The 15944-nt window shown below is 47.2% G+C and carries 14 protein-coding genes and 5 pseudogenes; 9 read left to right on the top strand and 10 right to left on the bottom strand.

All coding sequences use genetic code 11. The annotated features are described in order from the left end of the window. Positions 1 to 21 precede the first annotated feature (21 nt). From NDI52_RS28300 to NDI52_RS28265, 8 genes and pseudogenes are all read left to right on the top strand, one after another. Positions 22 to 966, top strand: a complete 945-nt coding sequence (locus NDI52_RS28300) for an ABC transporter ATP-binding protein (protein ID WP_190774489.1) — start codon at positions 22 to 24, stop codon at positions 964 to 966. Then, positions 953 to 1594 (top strand): ATP-binding cassette domain-containing protein, encoded by a 642-nt coding sequence (locus NDI52_RS28295; RefSeq protein ID WP_190774490.1) that lies wholly within the window; start codon positions 953 to 955, stop codon positions 1592 to 1594. Before NDI52_RS28300 ends, NDI52_RS28295 begins: the two co-directional genes overlap by 14 nt. A 10-nt stretch (positions 1595 to 1604) precedes the next feature. Continuing rightward, positions 1605 to 1970: pseudogene (locus NDI52_RS28290) on the top strand (SPFH domain-containing protein); the annotation flags it as partial. After that, positions 1967 to 2146: a hypothetical protein gene (locus NDI52_RS28285; protein WP_190774491.1), complete on the top strand. Its 180-nt coding sequence runs from the start codon at positions 1967 to 1969 to the stop codon at positions 2144 to 2146. The pseudogene NDI52_RS28290 and the gene NDI52_RS28285, both read left to right, overlap by 4 nt. Before the next feature lie 28 nt (positions 2147 to 2174). Further along, positions 2175 to 2612, top strand: coding sequence for a hypothetical protein (locus tag NDI52_RS28280; protein WP_348256648.1), 438 nt, complete (start codon positions 2175 to 2177; stop codon positions 2610 to 2612). A gap of 344 nt (positions 2613 to 2956) precedes the next feature. Continuing rightward, positions 2957 to 3613, top strand: coding sequence for a transposase (locus NDI52_RS28275; RefSeq protein WP_348256647.1), 657 nt, complete (start codon positions 2957 to 2959; stop codon positions 3611 to 3613). After that, entirely contained in the window at positions 3610 to 3852 is a 243-nt protein-coding gene (locus NDI52_RS28270) for a hypothetical protein (protein ID WP_348256646.1), read from the top strand. Before NDI52_RS28275 ends, NDI52_RS28270 begins: the two co-directional genes overlap by 4 nt. A 36-nt stretch (positions 3853 to 3888) precedes the next feature. After that, positions 3889 to 4143, top strand: a pseudogene (locus NDI52_RS28265) (DDE-type integrase/transposase/recombinase); the annotation flags it as partial. A 92-nt stretch (positions 4144 to 4235) separates the two neighbouring features. Here the strand turns inward: NDI52_RS28265 and NDI52_RS28260 are convergent. The 3 genes and pseudogenes from NDI52_RS28260 to NDI52_RS28250 form a co-directional block, all read right to left on the bottom strand. Beyond that, the gene (locus NDI52_RS28260; RefSeq protein WP_348256645.1) at positions 4236 to 9692 is read right to left on the bottom strand and encodes an AAA family ATPase; all 5457 of its coding nucleotides are present in this window, start codon (positions 9690 to 9692) and stop codon (positions 4236 to 4238) included. A gap of 134 nt (positions 9693 to 9826) precedes the next feature. Next, positions 9827 to 9955, bottom strand: a complete 129-nt coding sequence (locus NDI52_RS28255; RefSeq protein WP_348256644.1) for a hypothetical protein — start codon at positions 9953 to 9955, stop codon at positions 9827 to 9829. 163 nt (positions 9956 to 10118) lie between these two features. After that, a pseudogene (locus tag NDI52_RS28250) lies at positions 10119 to 10202 on the bottom strand (IS5/IS1182 family transposase); the annotation flags it as partial. A 413-nt stretch (positions 10203 to 10615) separates the two neighbouring features. On the opposite strand from NDI52_RS28250, the pseudogene NDI52_RS28245 reads away from it, so the two are divergent. Continuing rightward, positions 10616 to 11056: pseudogene (locus NDI52_RS28245) on the top strand (FAD-dependent oxidoreductase); the annotation flags it as partial. A 41-nt stretch (positions 11057 to 11097) separates the two neighbouring features. On the opposite strand, the gene NDI52_RS28240 reads toward NDI52_RS28245, so the two are convergent. The 7 genes and pseudogenes from NDI52_RS28240 to NDI52_RS28210 form a co-directional block, all read right to left on the bottom strand. Then, positions 11098 to 11919: an alpha/beta hydrolase gene (locus NDI52_RS28240; protein ID WP_348256643.1), complete on the bottom strand. Its 822-nt coding sequence runs from the start codon at positions 11917 to 11919 to the stop codon at positions 11098 to 11100. 174 nt (positions 11920 to 12093) lie between these two features. Continuing rightward, positions 12094 to 13032: a DUF5996 family protein gene (locus NDI52_RS28235; RefSeq protein WP_348256642.1), complete on the bottom strand. Its 939-nt coding sequence runs from the start codon at positions 13030 to 13032 to the stop codon at positions 12094 to 12096. 32 nt (positions 13033 to 13064) lie between these two features. Then, positions 13065 to 13340 carry a UBP-type zinc finger domain-containing protein gene (locus NDI52_RS28230; RefSeq protein ID WP_348256641.1) on the bottom strand — a complete coding sequence of 92 codons (276 nt, stop codon included), beginning with the start codon at positions 13338 to 13340 and terminating at the stop codon, positions 13065 to 13067. Between the two features lie 36 nt (positions 13341 to 13376). Beyond that, positions 13377 to 13952, bottom strand: coding sequence for an antibiotic biosynthesis monooxygenase (locus NDI52_RS28225; RefSeq protein WP_190774753.1), 576 nt, complete (start codon positions 13950 to 13952; stop codon positions 13377 to 13379). A gap of 44 nt (positions 13953 to 13996) precedes the next feature. Then, positions 13997 to 14614 (bottom strand): FMN-dependent NADH-azoreductase, encoded by a 618-nt coding sequence (locus NDI52_RS28220; protein WP_348256640.1) that lies wholly within the window; start codon positions 14612 to 14614, stop codon positions 13997 to 13999. A gap of 92 nt (positions 14615 to 14706) precedes the next feature. Further along, positions 14707 to 14895, bottom strand: a pseudogene (locus NDI52_RS28215) (hydrolase); the annotation flags it as partial. Next, on the bottom strand, positions 14861 to 15559 hold the full coding sequence (locus tag NDI52_RS28210) for a hydrolase (protein WP_348256639.1): 699 nt from the start codon (positions 15557 to 15559) through the stop codon (positions 14861 to 14863). The gene NDI52_RS28210 and the pseudogene NDI52_RS28215, both read right to left, overlap by 35 nt. Positions 15560 to 15944 lie beyond the last annotated feature (385 nt).

Raw genomic sequence — 15944 nt, 5'->3', positions numbered from 1 at the left:
AAAAACAAGCCAGGGGTGATCATGCTATCGGTACAAAATCTCAGCGTTACATTTACGATGTATGACCAGGGATTGACCCAAAAGCAATTGACGGTCATTACAGAATTGGATTTGGAGGTTCGTGCAGGGGAAGTCGTTGCCATTGTAGGGGCAAGTGGGTCTGGCAAAAGCTTGCTAGCCCATGCGGTGCTGGGGCTTCTACCAGACAATGCCCACATAAGTGGGGCAATCGCCTTCAAGGGTGAACCGCTGACCCCTCAACGCTGTCAATCTTTGCGAGGTAAAGAGATGGCGTTAATTCCTCAATCGATCGGCTATCTTGATCCGCTGATGCAGGTCGGTCAACAGGTCAGGCGGGTGGCACAACTGGGTGGTTTGTCCAAACGGCAGGCTACACAAACAGTCGATCGCACCTTCTGCCGCTATGATCTGCATCCCAACGTTCAGCAATACTATCCATTCCAAATCTCTGGCGGTATGGCTCGTCGAGTTCTTGTGTCCACAGCCGTTGTGAGCCAAGCCGCTCTGGTCATTGCAGATGAGCCCACGCCTGGTCTTCATCCCGATGTGGTGAAAGAAACCCTGAATCACCTACGCGAACTGGCAGACGAAGGCAAAGGGGTTATTCTTATTACTCATGACATTGAGGCGGCTCTTCAGGTAGCTCATAAAGTGGCCGTCTTCTACGCTGGTACGACAGTTGAAATTGCAAACGTCAGAGATTTTTTTGAAGGTACAATTCGCCATCCCTACACCCAGGCCCTATGGCGATCGCTCCCCCAAAACGATTTCATCCCGATACCCGGTAGCCAGCCCAGCCCGGACGCATTGCCCGTCGGTTGTTTATTTAGCGATCGCTGCCTCTGGGTAACAGAAGCTTGTTGTGCGGCACGCCCTCAGTTTCGTATCGTTCGGGGCGCGCCTGTACGCTGTATTCACGCGGAGAATCACCATGCTAATTGGTAAAGAACTTTCCTATCGCTATAATCCCAAGCATGAGTGGATTTTGCGCGATCTTAGTGTGGCGATCGCTCCTGGTAAAGTAGTGGGGTTAATGGGGCCATCAGGATTTGGCAAAACAACCCTGGGAAAACTTTTAGCGGGCTACCTGAAACCCACCAAGGGCCGTGTGACGATCAACCATCAACCCCTCCCCTTGCGGGGCTACTCCCCTGTGCAGTTAATTTTTCAAAACCCAGAGTTAGCTGTTAATCCTCGATGGCGTATTCGTAGAATCTTACAAGAGGGACACAACCCATCGCCTGATTTCATGGAGGCTTTGGGCATTCATAAAGACTGGCTGAATCGCTATCCCCATGAGCTCAGTGGAGGAGAACTGCAACGCATTGCTGTGGCTCGCGTTCTTAATTCCTCAACCCGCTATCTCATCGCGGATGAAGTGACAGCGATGCTGGATGCCAACACTCAAGCGTTAATCTGGCAAGCAGTGCTCCATTATGCCCGCACCTACGAAGTTGGGCTGCTCGTCATCAGCCACGAACAGATGTTGTTGAATCGGTTGTGCGACCACATTCTTGATCTAACGCAAAAAACAACCCATGATAGGGTTGCATCAGGAGTACGGTCCAATTGAAACATTTGCCACGCTTCAATCGCTTCGGGGTAATCCTGATGCTGTCGCAGACGCTCTTAAGCACGAAACCCAAGCCCGATTAGAAGTCGCTGGAGTGGAAGTTATGGATGCTCGAATTACGCATTTAGCTTATGCCCCTGAAATTGCCCAGGCAATGCTACGCCGTCAGCAGGCCACTGCGGTTATTGCGGCAAAAGAACGAATCGTTGAAGGGGCAATGGGCATGGTCGAAATGGCACTCACCCGTTTAAGTGAACAACGGGTAGTCGAATTGGACGAAGAACGTAAAGCAGCCATGGTCAATAATCTCCTCGTCGCCCTGGTTTCGGAAAATTCCACTCAACCCATTATCAATACAGGTACGTTGTATACGTGAGTGACAAGAAGAAATTTCTGCTCCGCATTGATCCGGAGCTGTATACCGTGTTGGAGAAGTGGGCTGCCGATGACCTCAGAAGCGTGAATGCTCAGGTTGAGTATCTGCTGAAACAAGCTGCTCAAAAGTCTGGGCGCTGGAAAAAGGCACCTCACAAGAATACAAATGGCTCTTGAGCCAAAAGCAACAAATTCAGAATGCACTATGTCAGAACCTTTGAGTCGCGAACAGCGCTGGGAAATTGTAAAAACCTTATTACAGAGGGACAACCTGCAGGACGAAGCAATCCAGGCATTCCGTCAGGTATATCCGAACGTTCCTGACGAGATGCTGAGTACCGCTGTTTTTCACACCTATGTGGACGGAATTGGTGCGGCAATTGATTGGTTAGTTGATTTAGAGCGATTTCTCCAAGCCCCCAACCGTAAACTTAATCTCGGTATTACCTACCACTTGCTCTACCACCTCTACAATTGGTACCAGTTTAGTGAGTTGCTGCCAGACGGAAGAACAGGCATGTTAGAACGGCTCAAGGAAATTAAGGAATTGGTTGCAGACGGAGAGTTAGAGTCAATTCTTGCAACTGTTGAAGAAATAGAATCCATGCTCGAAGGCAGCCGAAACTACCCCAATTTCCGGTGAACAGCCACATAACTACATGCCCAAAGCCGAATGAGGTCAAGGAGTAAGGCCATAGAAAGAGAGGTTGTGGGTGGGCGATCGCTCCCACCCTAAGCCCAATCCTCAAATCCTTCTAAGTTTCGCGAATTCCAGATAGAGATAACGTTTCTATTGGTGCAGCCAGATAGGATTAGCTATTTTTATTCACCGAAACATCATTGAATATAAAAAGTAATCCCATGGCTTGAAGTACGCTTGCTATTAATCCTTTACTTGTAGCAATGCTAATAAAATCCAAATCAGGAGACAAAGGGGTAGATGCTTAGTGGTGCAGAAAAGTCTTAAAAGCCTTGTGAAATGTGAAGGTGAGCGAAGCCAAAGCTATCAGCATTGCTCAGCAATTATCTGAAGGCACTTCCATCAAAGGCACGGCTCGCTTAACTCAGACCCATCCGCAAACGGTCCGACGCATGGCCCTGCGCAGTGGGGGTCATGCCCAAGTGTTCCATCAGAACAAAGCTCAGAAATTAAAGGTGCGCACCTTAGAGATGGATGAACGGCATGGGTATGTAGAGGATAAGACGCAGCCGTTATGGGATGCGGTGTCGATTGATGCGATGAGCAAGTTTATCGTGCAACTGGAAGTTGGGGAACGCACTGAGGTGTTGTTTGAAGCGTTAATGCGCCATAGTGCAGGGCGCTTAGAAAACCCACAGGACTTGCTACTGATGACTGATGGGGCACCACTATATCGAACACTATTCGGGGAGATCTTCGGAGTTCCCTACTTCCCCCCCGTCAAACGTCTCTGGGGCGTCCACCGAAACAACGCTATCGCATTCCCCGCACCCTGGCTCATGGGCAAGTGGTTAAGCATACCTCCGCTCGTCGCTTGGTCTCGATGGAGATTGTCAAGGCTCATGGCCGTTGGAGACGCATTGAGCAAGGCTTGGACGAATTGGGCTACCACCAGCCCAACACCTCGGCAGTGGAGCGTTTCAATGCGACCGCTCGTCGTATGAATGCCCATCAAGTGCGCCGTTCTTTAGCCTTTTCTCACCGGGTCGATACCCGCCGGGCACTCGCTTGGTGGTCGGTCTGTGTGTACAACTGGGTCAGGCCTCATCGGAGTTTACGGCAACGTTTACAACAACCCCAAGGTAAGCGGCTGTATCAGCAACGAACTCCTGCAATAGCCATGGGCTTAACCAACCAAATTTGGAATGTGGGTGACCTGCTACGTTATGTGGTCTACCCCTAAGCTTCAGGGGGGGTGAGATAATCTCACCTTTCTACCGAACAAACGCTGGCACCAGAAACTCAACTGAGACAGGTGAAATACTTAAATAACCGGATTGAGCAAGACCACCGCAACATCAAGCGAATTACGAAGCCAATGCTGGAGTTCAAGTCGTTCCACAGTGCTAGACGAACCTTAAGCGGAATCGAGGCGATAAATATGATTCGCAAAGGACAGGTTCAGGGGGTTGAAAGAGGCGATGTGCGATCACAAGTAGAATTCGTGTCTCAAATTTTTGGACTTGTTGCTTAATTGAGTCCAGACCAAGCCATTTGTTCGTTCCCGTTGGTTTTTGCGACAGAGCCCCTCAGGTTGAGTACCCAGTTCTGACAGTTTCACTGAGATTAGATTGGAAGCCGGATAATAAACTCAGCTCCCTGCCCGATTTCAGATTGAACTTCTAGATTGCCACTATGATTCTTAACTACGATTTGACGGGCAATCGCCAAGCCTAATCCGGTTCCCTTCCCTACGCTCTTCGTGGTAAATAAATAGTCAAAGATTCTAGCCTGGGTAGCTTGACTCATACCTTTTCCATTATCTTGAATGCAAATTATGATTTGATCTGCAACGTGTTTTGTATTGATTGTGATCTCCTGAGGATTCATAGTGAGATCTGTAGGAGATTGAGATTGTGCCACTTCGTCAAACATATCAATGGCATTTGCCAGAATATTCATAAACACTTGATTGAGTTGTCCTGGGAAACATTCGACAAGTGGCAAATCCCCATAGTTACGAACGACTTCAATTGCAGGACGGTGTTCATTCGCTTTCAGACGATATTTGAGAATCAGCAACGTACTCTCCAGACCTTCATGCAGATTCATACTGACTTTGTGTTCAGTATCCGCACGAGAAAAGGTACGAAGACTAATGCTAATGGATTTAATACGATCAGTTGCTCCTTGCATTGAGTCGAGTAGTTTGGGGAAATCCTTCAGCAAAAAGTCCAAATCAATCTCTTCGGCATTGGCTTGGATGGGTGCGGCTAGGTGAGGGGTATATTCTTGATAAAGCGCTAAATGTCCTAGCAAATCATGGATATAATTTTTAGCGTTGTTGATGCTGCCGTTGAGAAAGCCGATCGGATTATTGATCTCATGGGCAACTCCAGCCACTAGGTTTCCCAGCGTTGCCATCTTTTCATTCTGGACGATCTGCAACTGAGATTGCTCAAGTTGTTGAGCATAGTTTTGCGCTTGCTGATACAACCGGGCATTTTCCAGAGAAATGGCGGTTTGGGCACATAGCAGGTTCAACAGTTCGACGCGATCGCTCGTAAATGCTCCCACTGTAACCCGATTCTCCAAATATAAAATGGCGGTTAATTTGCCCTGCTGAAGAATGGGAACACAAAGTAGGCTTTTGGGTTGTTGCCGCACCACATAAGTATCCCTCGCTAGCATCGGGTGAGCACCTGCATCTACAATCACCACTGGCTCACAGTTGCGTTTTACTGCATGAATGACCGCCTGGGCAATTTCTGAGCTGCTGGATACTGGAACGGATTGAATCCGGGCAGGACAATCAATGGTTGCAATCGCTTCAATAAACCACTCCTGTTCCTGGGGGCGCAGCAATACCGCTTTGTCTGCGCCAGCGCTTTCCAGTACAATCTGGAGCAAGGTTTCCACAAGGCGATCGAGATGAATCTCGCTAGATAGGGTTTGGGACGCTTTGAGAACGGTGGCAAGGTCGAGGGTGGCAGAAATACTGCTGCTGCTGGAAGTGGAGGGCTGTGTTTTGGAAGTCTGGAAAGCGATGGAAAACTCTGACACAAACATCGTATCTGTGGTTGAAAGAGAAGGTGATTGCTGTTGCAGAATTGGGGTCAGGAGATGAGCATAGCGGTGTTCTAAGTCCTGAACTTTTGCTTTTGCACCCCAGCAGGTATAGCCATAATAAGCATTGAACAAGTGATCCTGAGCCAGTCTTTCCTTACCCCAATCCAGGTAGAACTTTGCAGCTAGTTCGTTGGCTAAAGCTTCTTCATGGATATAACCGTTTGCTTTCGCTCCAGCAATTGCGCGATCGTAATAGTCAATTGCTTCAGAACGTTGTTGCAGAACGCGATACTTTTCAGCCTGGACTAAATCATATTTATGTTGAAAATTTGCGGGACAGTGGTGTGCATACTCCTGCAGGCGATCACCATATCGGGTAGCAATGGCAATTGCATTCTGATGTAGCTCTTCAGCAACGCCTAGAGCATAGGCAGCTAAGTAGACCAACGCACCATAGAAGTAGAATAAAGGGATAGTTAATTGTCCAGGAACATGATCTAAATACTCTTCTTTATCCGCATGGTTTAGTCCTTCGTTAGGGTTTTCGAAGAAACAGCACAGCATCAACTTATAGAGATGCAGATGATGTAATGCTTCTCGGTTGTTAAATTTCTCATAGTACAGACGTGAAGTAGGTTCGTCGTAAACCTCTCCTTGCAAAATCCAAGGGGTTTCTACAGTCCTCAATAAATTTAGAACAACTTGCCGAATCATGACCGTGTAATCTAAGGGCAAAGTTTGCTTCATTGCGCCAATTTCTTCACAGCGAAACAGAAGTTTTTGATCAAGTTCCGCCAGGTTTTGTCCTAAGAAGAAAGATAATCGACATTCATGATAAGAATTGAAAGCTGTATAATTTAGCGTTCCTGATTCTAGTCCGTTCTGATAACCTGTGAATAGGATAGGGAGACATTCCTTGAGATGTAATTTCCAAGGAAAAATGAACGCGCCAATCATACAAAGAATTTTGGCGGCAAATCCCCGATTATTAATGCGAGCAAGTAACGTTAACGCCAGTTCACCGAATTCACATCCCTGTTGAATTCCTGCATCTGAGCGGCAAAGTGATACCCCGTAAGTGGTATACATCATAATCGACGGGGAGGAGTTGCCATGGGTGATCGATAACTGTACTCCTAATCCAGAGAAGAACGGAAGGGACTGAGGCATTACCACATAGGTCGCGGTAAAGAGCGGATCCAGCAGACGCAGACAAGCGAGAGCTTCGGGGTTCGTCATCTCGGGGAGATTACCAAGATTAGAAATACCTTGTTCATTAATATGTTCATTAATAAGATTAATAATATCTTTACTGCTAGCTTCTGTGAGTTCCTCTGGAATATCGTTATATAAAAGTTTAAGTGCTTGTAAACCTGTCTTTAGTGCTTCGATAAACTCTTGCTTAGCGATCAAAATCAGTATTTTAATTTCATACCCTTCTATGTAATCAATAAATTCTCGAGCGTTGGCAGTAATTTCTACCATTAATGTTTCCGCTTGGTCAAAGTTACCCGCGAAATAGGAGACTGTCATTGCCCGGCGATGCAGTGACAGAGTTAACTCGTAGCACTGCTGCCACCCGTGATGTTGTAAAAGCTGAATCCCGGTATTGAAATAATTGAAAGCAGGTTCGTAAGCAACAGCTAATTCGGCTTTTTTTCCAGCTATTAAGTTGAGATGTGCTAATTCCTGACAAGCAAGGGTTTGGGGTTTATCCCTGTAGCCTAAATTTAAGTGATTGACGATCTCAAAAATTTTGGAGCCGGTTGGTTCAGGAGAGGTATTTAGCAATAGGTGTCCAATTGCCCAGTGGGTTGCGTGCTTTTCATGCTCCGGAATTAAGGAGTAGGCGGCTTGTTGGACACGATCGTGGAGAAACTTGTAGGTTACCGTTTGCGAGGTTACAGTGGCATCCTGAGCCTCTCGTTGCAAATAAAACTTGTAAATCTGACTCTGAGGTAGGATCAAGCCTTCCTGCAACGCTCCCCACAACGCAGAAGCGATCTCTGTTTCAGACTTTTCTGAAACGATCGCTAGAGTTGCCAGATCAAACTGATTGCCAATACACGCCGCTAATTTCAATGCCTGTTGGCTTTCTGCGGGCAACTTCTGCAATTGCCGTGCCATAAATTCCACGACATCATTGTTCAACGATAGGGTCTTAACCTGAGTAATGTTGCATTCCCAGTGGCATCGATCGTGATTGAAACTAATGCATCCTTCTTCGTGCAGAGTCTTGAGAAACTGAGTTGTGAAAAAGGGATTGCCCTGCGTTTTTAGATTAATGGTTTCGCTAAGCGATCGTGCAAGTTCAGTAGAACAATTTAAGGTATCCGCAACCAGATGGTTAACATCTTCAAAAGCAAGCGGTGCTAGGGTAAGAGTATGAACCGTTTTCTCTACTTGCTCAAGTTCCTTGACCGTAATCAGTAATGGGTGTGTAGATGATACTTCATTGTCTCGGTAAGCACCCAAAATTAGCAAATAGCCATCATCTCCCATCAATAATTTAACTAACTGAAATGATGTTAAATCTGCCCATTGTAAATCATCTAGAAAAATGACTAAGGGATGTTCATCCGTGGTAAAAACAGCAATAAACTTCTGAAATAGCAAATTAAATCGATTTTGGGCAGCACTGCCGGATAGCTCTGGTACAGGCGGTTGTTTGCCAATAACTTGTTCCAGTTCAGGAATGACTTCAATCAAGACCTGTCCACTATCTCCCACCGCGGCTAAAATTTGGGTTTGCCATTGCACCAATTGTTCGTCCGATTCCGAAAGCAGTTGCCTAATCAAATCGCGCAATGCTTGAACAAAGGCAGATAGAGGAATATTGCGATTGAACTGGTCATACTTACCTTGAATGAAATAACCGTGCTGTTGCACGATTGGCTTCTGTACCTCATTGATGACAGCCGTTTTTCCAATGCCCGAAAATCCTGCAATGAGCATCAATTCGCTCTGCCCTGGATGCTGTGTCTTTCCATCTTCGGTTGTAGGGAAATGTTGACTGACACCCGCCGATTGGCCACTCACCCGCTTGAAGGCTGCTAATAGGCTCGCGACTTCCTGTTCTCGACCATAAAGCTTTTCGGAAATGACAAATCGGTCACGCAAATCTCGTTGCCCTAATTCAAATTCGGAGATCGCGCCAGTTTCTTCCCACTGAATTAAACACTGTTCTAGATCCTGCTTGAGTCCTCTAGCACTTTGATAGCGATCTTCAGCATTCTTGGCCATCAATTTTGCGACTATCCGAGCAACCATCGTCGGTACACCCGCATTCACCTGGTTAACAGGTACAGGCAGTTTAGCGATGTGACAATGCACCAATCCCGATGGGTCAGATGCTTCAAACGGCAGCCGGCCACTCAATAACTGATACAGCGTAACTCCCAACGCATAAAAATCAGCACGATAATCAATCCCCCGATTCATGCGTCCCGTTTGTTCCGGCGCGAGATATGCTAGAGTTCCCTCCAAAACATTGGGGTTCTGAATCTCCTGCGTTTCTCTAGGCAGCAATGATGCGATACTGAAGTCAATCAGCTTAATCTGTTTAGAGTCTGGCTGAATCAGAATATTGGCAGGTTTGATATCTTTGTGCACGACTCGATGCTTCCCTAGGTCGTGAAGAATATCTGCCATTTGGAGTGCGATTTCCAAGACCTCTGACACCTGAAGGACATGCTGATGCAGGTATCGCGCTAGCGAAATACCACCTACATCCTCCATCACTAGGGCATAACCACTGCTGATTGATTCCAGGCACAGAGGTCTCACAACACCAGAGATTGAGAGATTTTGGGCGATCGTATACTGATTGCGGAACTGCACCAATTCACTAAAACTAGGATACTCACACAACACCTTAATCACCACAGACTGATTTTGAGCAGATTCAACCGCTCGATATACGGTGGTTCTAGTGCCCTGATAAAGTTGTTCCACAATGGTGTAACCAGGAATGTGAGGCAATGAACCAGAGGAGAGGTTTTCTGAGACCGTCATAGATACTACGGGATGTCTGAATGAAGTTAGGCTGAGTTTCCCTCAGAGTGCCCAGAACCAGAGCGACCATACCAAAGATTGCACCAGGAAATCATTTCGTTGGCAAATAAATAGGAAAATTGACAATGAGGATTTTAAGCAACTCCCATAAGAAACTGTTTATAAAAGTCAATTAAGGAGGTTTCTGCATAAGAATTTACCCAGAATGTTGGTGCTTTGCCCGCGAAGCGGGCAAAGCACCAACATTCTGGGGGTAATTTCATTACTGGAAATCTCCTAAGCAGTTTTCTGATCCCAGGTTCGTCTGTTTTTGGTAAGTCTTCGTAGCATCAATCGAATCATCACCACATAAATCATACCTTCGTGATTCTCTGGTAATCGTTCATAGTCTCAGTTAAGAATTCGGTCATTCTCCAGCCAAGTTCAAGTCCGCTCTACTATCCATCGCTTCGGTTCCACCTGAAACCCCTTAGCATCCTCTGCTCGTTGGCTAATTTCAACCTCGACTTGTCGTCCTTCTCGCTCAAAAAAGTGCTGAACCAACTTTCCCAAATCCCCTCGATCCCCCTTATCCTAGGCTCCATACTCTAGCGGAGAAACGCAGGGTGAACTGGGTTTCGGAGAGAAAAGTTGCTTCTTCTACTGCAACAATTAGAACAGTTATACAAAGCTTTTGAGAATGGAATATTCCCAACTTGTATCCGATTCCTTCTGGCTGCCGAACTCTGTCAATCGGAACGTTCATAGTCTCCCCCAATTACCGTCCTCCTCTGAAGTGGTAGTCATTGGTGGAGGGATCTCTGGTGTAAGTGTTGCTTATAACAAGTAAGGTTAAATGCACACAACAAAAAGCAAGGTGACGCAAAGCGTCACCTTGCTTTTTGTTGTGTGCATTTAACACGACATGATATTACTGGTTAGGGCAACTCGGTGTTGATGTGTTGCTGTTGGAGGAACGAGGATTAGCGGAAGGTGCAACTGGGCGTAATGGAGGACATCTAGCCTTTGGGTCTAACAAAGATTTGATAGATGCGATCGCTGCACACGGAGTAGAAGAAGCCCTAATAATTTGGCGCTTCACACAAGACGTTGTGGAACTGATCCGACAATTTATCGATCGCCATCAGGTAGATTGTGATCTGCATTTCAATTCTTTGGCAACGCTGGCGCTGACCCCGCTAGAGCTTGAACAACAACGTCGATCGTTCGAAGTGATGGAAGCAGGGTTGCCCGTCAAATTTTGGGACCAAGAGCAGGCTGCTCAACAAATGCACAGCCCACATTTTCTCGGAGGATGTCTCTACAGAGAACATGCTCAGGTTTGGGCAGCCAAGTTGGTTTTGATGCGAATGGTAGATATCTAATCGAAAATCACACAATTATGACTGCCCCATCGATTCCGATTTTACTGAGCGATCGCAGCATGTTCAATGACTGCGGCGACGGCATCTGGATGGGAAACCATCACGACATGGGACGCGCCATTGACGACGACTGTCTCATTAGAGTTAGCTCGCTCTGCCATAAATGATAGGGCGGCGGCTGGGATATTGAGATCGCGATCGCCATAAATAAACCAGGACGGGACAGACTTCCATGCAGGTACACCAGAGGCTTCATTCAACGCGGCCTCCGTAATTGGACGCTGGGTACTCGCCATTAACTGCGCGTCATTAACGGGCACATCTGCGGCAAACTGCGCATGGAACTTGTCCTGTTGGATGTAGAGGTCTTTGCCACCATCTGGTAGGTTAACGGGGGGCGCGAGGGTCGGCCCAAGGGTGCTGCCTGGATAACGTCCTGAGAGTTCAACAGCGGTTTCGCCCGCATCAGGAGCAAAAGCTGCAACGTAAACCAACGCCTTCACGTTTTCGTTGTCCTTAACCGCATTGGTAATCACTGCACCCCCATAGGAGTGACCTACAAGCACAATCGGACCTTCAATACCTTGGACAACGCTGGCGACATAATCTGCATCGCTTTTGACTCCGCGCAGGGGATTGGCGACAGCAACCGTCGGGTATCCCTTGGGAATGAGCTGAGTCAATACACCATTCCAACTGGAGGATTCAGCGAATGCACCGTGAACCAGGACGATGGTCGGTTTACTGTCTTGGGCACTGGCAGGATTCATGACGGTTCCTAAGGATGTGAGGATTGTGGTGCTTAAAAAGAGTGCAACGATGAGCAATAGCCGGATGCCGTTCTTGAGCGCGAGCCTACTCATAGGATGTTTGCCTTCATGTCAAGTGATTTCGTGAGATAGCCTTTGATTGCGCAACGTGAGTGGTCATAAAACGACGGATGTGATCTGCGATCGCATCTCCGCACTCTCCCAGGGCAAAGTGTTCGGTATTGAGGAAGGTGCCGAGAGTTAAACGCCAATTTAGGAATGCAGTTGCTACTTAAACGTCAACTGCTGAAGTTCCTTTTGATTCCAGTTGCCTAACCTGGCGGCAGCTTCGTAGGTGCTTTGCAAGAACTCTAACAACATCTGATCCGGTGATTCTGCCTCGCGAACCGCGTCATAGGGCAAAATAAATTCACCTAACTCTTTATTGTAAAATGCAGCATCGGGACGAACCTCAGCCTGCTTAAACCCATCAGGTTCTGGGTACGCATAGGAATAAAACGCTGGGTATGATAATCCGGCTCCGGGCCAGAATCCGGCACTGCTGACTTCCTGGGAGTAGGCTTCCTTTGCCACTACATCCGGCAAATTCGGCACCCCTCCCGGATGCTCAGGAGCCGATCGCCCCGAAAAGCGCGTCACGGCTAAATCAAAACTTCCCCAAAAGAAATGAACCGGACTAACCTTGCCGGAAAAATGAGAGCGAAATTCTCGAAAGACGCGATCGGACTGTAGCAGCACTCGCCAGCATCGATTAGCATAATCCGCATCATAAGCAGCATGGGTTTCATCCTGCTCAAATCGAATTGGATTGGGGACTTCATTCGGTTTGGTGTTAATGGTGATGTGAAGATCTAATTCTCTCAGCGTTTCCATCACAGTCTGATAAAAATCAGCAACAGAGCGAGAGTAGAGTGCGATCGATCGTCTTGCCCCTTCGCTGGTTTGAATCAGCAGCTCATGATCAATGAAATCAAAGTCGATTTGAAAGATGCGGCTACCATAGGGAATCGTGGAAGTGGTCAGTCCCCGAACGGTTAAATAGAGGGGAGTATGCCAGGAATGATTAATCCACGGAGTTTGGGCCAATCGGATTTTGCCGATGATTTGCGTCCACATGTGCAAGGTGGCATAGGTCTCTTGCCATGCGTCCAGGGGTAAACTCGGCCAAATATCTGTTGAGGTCAGGATAGGCTGATTTGACATCATGGTTTCCTCGCGAGTAGAAAAGGGGCGCGTGATTAATAGTTCTTCTGCTGTTCATCGGCAAAACACCAGAGCCATTCTTCTCCCAATTCTGCTGAACTGATCACCGCATGGCCACTTTCTTCATAATGACGGCGTGCGTGCTGATTTTTGGATGAGTCGCAGCACAACATTTTGCCGCAGGTTTGACAAATTCTTAAATGTACCCAGCGATCGCCAAGTCGCAGGCATTCCTCACAGCGGAATACCGGGTAATTGGCTTTTGAAATCATAGTCTCTAGCGTCAGTTCGTTCAGGTGTTGACAAGGCATGGAGGATACCTGTGAATGTGCAAGATATGTACTTGATTAAATGGGATACAGCCATTTGCGAAAGAGTTGAGTGAGGCGCGGCATAATCACGTAGGTCAGTAGGGCAACCGTTAGACCTGTAACCAAAAACGTTCTGAGCAGTACCGGAAACCCAGCCAGGAGCGGTACTAGCAAACGATTGAGAATCGATATCGTGAAAAACACTCCCAGCCATGTCACGATCACCATTTTATAGCGCGGAGGTGGAGCCTTCATGGGTTTGTTAGGAAGCGTAAACCAGGTTTCCAGACCCGTTAGAGTTTGAATGGTTTCAGGCTTTTCAATCAAGGGCTGCAACCGCTCCAACCATTCTTGCCGCACATTGGATTCCAGCCAGGTTTTGAGGTTGTTGTAATGATCAAATCTGACGATTGCCACATATTCAGGATGAGCGGGGTTATAGGGGCGAATCACATTGACCCCTAAATGTCCTTGAAATTGATGAGCAGCCGTCGCAATCCCGTGCAACCACTCCTCATATCCCTGCTCACGTCCAGTTCGAATGAGGTGAGAAATAATGGCGGTTACCTGGTGGGTGTCTTCATCGGTGCCCACAACCAGTGGATCTAGCATTACACATGACCTCAAAAACTTTAGCTGCAAGGAAGTGATGATAGTTAATGCGCGATCGCTGCTTTTAAGGCAGATTGGGCATTAGCGATCGCCAAATTACGGGCTTCATCCCCCAGATTAAGGCTATCGGCATAGATAAACTCAATATCCGTTATCCCAATAAACCCAAAAATGAGTTTTAGATAGGGTGTTTGTAGATCATAGGCATGGGTCGGGCTACCTTCGGGGTAGGCTCCGCCTTGAGCCATAATGATCGTCATCTTCTTGTTGTGAACCAGTCCCTTGTAACCCGCTTCATCAACGGAGAATGTACGTCCCGCTCGCACAATCTGGTCAAGATAAGCTTTGAAGTTGGCAGGAATGCTGAAGTTATACATGGGGATACTGAAAACATAGCGATCGGCTGCTAAGAACTCATTGATCAACTCATCGGAAATTTGAATTGCAGCAGCTAACTCGGGTGTATGTTGATCGGATGGAGTAAATGCAGCCGCGATCCAGTCTTCGCTCACAAAAGGAACAGGGTAATGCCCAATATCGCGGTAGGTGATGGTATCGTTGGGATGAATGGTTTTCCACTGGTTAATAAACTCTTTAGAGAGCGTGCGGGAGATGGAGCGATCGCCCCGTGGACTTGCGTCAAGATGAAGAACATGCGTCATGGAATTTAGCTCAAATTGTGAATCAAGAATGTAGCGGAGATGAATGAGCAACCGACGGTTAGCACTAAACCAACCGCGGGTGCAGCCAAGTTTTACGCATGAGCCATCGTCGGAGCTTTTTGATGGATCATGGTATAGGCATACTCAACGCCTGAACCGTAGGCACCAGAATGCTGTTTGACAATGTCCATCACGGCATTATAGGTTTCCTGCCGTGCCCAATCACGGTGCAATTCACCCACAACGCTAAACCAATTGACCAATGGAGGAATTGCTGACCTGGCCAGGTTTGCCGTCCGTTGGAGGGGTTGTTGCAAGGAGCTGAAGTTCCCATGCAAGGGCAACTCCACTAGCACCGCCATGCTCAAGAAAAATCTCTGATACACCCGCAGCTGTTTCTGTGCGTGCCCAGTCACGTTGCCATTCAGCAAGTACAGCCATCCAGTTGATTGGAACTGCACCCGCCTGAACCATCCGGCGAACCGCCATGTCATGAGCTTCCGCAGTAACACCGCCCGAAGCATCGGTAACGATGAATACGTCATAACCTTCACCCAGCGCCTGGATTGCTGGCATTGCGAGACAGACCTCGGTCCAAAGCGCAGCAAGTATCAGTTGCTTGCGGCCACTTTTCTTCACTACATCTGTCACATTTGGATCTTCCCAGGTATTGATAGAAGTGCGGTTGATCGGTTTTTGATCAGGAAAAACATTTTGTAGTCCCTTAATGATGTGACCCCCTCTTTCTTCCATGACATTAGTAAAGATTGTGGGCACGTTGAACACCTTTGCCGATTTGGCAAGACCAATAACATTGTTAATGATCATCGTAGGTTCATGGCTGTTCAAGTTGGTGAACTGAAAAGGCTGGTGGTCAATCAGTACCAGGATGCTATCTTCTGGACGAAGCAGTCCTTCTAGACCGATTTTTTGATTTTTAGACATTGAACTCTCCTATCTGAGCGATTGGTGAATGAGGAATTGCAGAATGAAATCAAAATGCAATTTACTCGCTCGATCCATTTGCATGACTGTTTGCACAAATTCAATATAGGTGGTCGCCTTCAAGCTGTCGCCTATAGCAAGTTAAAATTTTTACAGTGCAAATTGATAGATTAACCATGCCATCGTGGAGTAGAAGGCTGGCTCTAACTTAAGTTAGAATCCGAAGTTAATCGAAAGTACACTCATACGACCAATCGACCATCAATTGAATGCAAAATCCGGTAGCACTGAGTTGAGCAATTACAAGTCAGGATATAAAGATCTACACAAGGACAGCAATTCTCAGTATGGAAGTTCAGGGGGCAAAAAGGTCGCTCAAGGTGAC

The sequence above is a fragment of the Leptolyngbya sp. PL-A3 genome (assembly GCF_039962325.1).
Classification (GTDB): Bacteria; Cyanobacteriota; Cyanobacteriia; order Elainellales; family Elainellaceae; genus Vacuolonema.
This window is presented reverse-complemented; position numbering and strand designations above follow the sequence as displayed.

Coding starts and splice junctions, on each gene's coding strand:
- NDI52_RS28300 (WP_190774489.1), top strand. CDS start 22: ATGCTATCGGTACAAAATCTCAGCGTTACATTTACGATGTATGACCAG.
- NDI52_RS28295 (WP_190774490.1), top strand. CDS start 953: ATGCTAATTGGTAAAGAACTTTCCTATCGCTATAATCCCAAGCATGAG.
- NDI52_RS28280 (WP_348256648.1), top strand. CDS start 2,175: ATGTCAGAACCTTTGAGTCGCGAACAGCGCTGGGAAATTGTAAAAACC.
- NDI52_RS28270 (WP_348256646.1), top strand. CDS start 3,610: ATGAATGCCCATCAAGTGCGCCGTTCTTTAGCCTTTTCTCACCGGGTC.
- NDI52_RS28260 (WP_348256645.1), bottom strand. CDS start 9,692: ATGACGGTCTCAGAAAACCTCTCCTCTGGTTCATTGCCTCACATTCCT.
- NDI52_RS28255 (WP_348256644.1), bottom strand. CDS start 9,955: ATGAAATTACCCCCAGAATGTTGGTGCTTTGCCCGCTTCGCGGGCAAA.
- NDI52_RS28240 (WP_348256643.1), bottom strand. CDS start 11,919: ATGAGTAGGCTCGCGCTCAAGAACGGCATCCGGCTATTGCTCATCGTT.
- NDI52_RS28235 (WP_348256642.1), bottom strand. CDS start 13,032: ATGATGTCAAATCAGCCTATCCTGACCTCAACAGATATTTGGCCGAGT.
- NDI52_RS28230 (WP_348256641.1), bottom strand. CDS start 13,340: ATGCCTTGTCAACACCTGAACGAACTGACGCTAGAGACTATGATTTCA.
- NDI52_RS28225 (WP_190774753.1), bottom strand. CDS start 13,952: ATGCTAGATCCACTGGTTGTGGGCACCGATGAAGACACCCACCAGGTA.
- NDI52_RS28220 (WP_348256640.1), bottom strand. CDS start 14,614: ATGACGCATGTTCTTCATCTTGACGCAAGTCCACGGGGCGATCGCTCC.
- NDI52_RS28210 (WP_348256639.1), bottom strand. CDS start 15,559: ATGTCTAAAAATCAAAAAATCGGTCTAGAAGGACTGCTTCGTCCAGAA.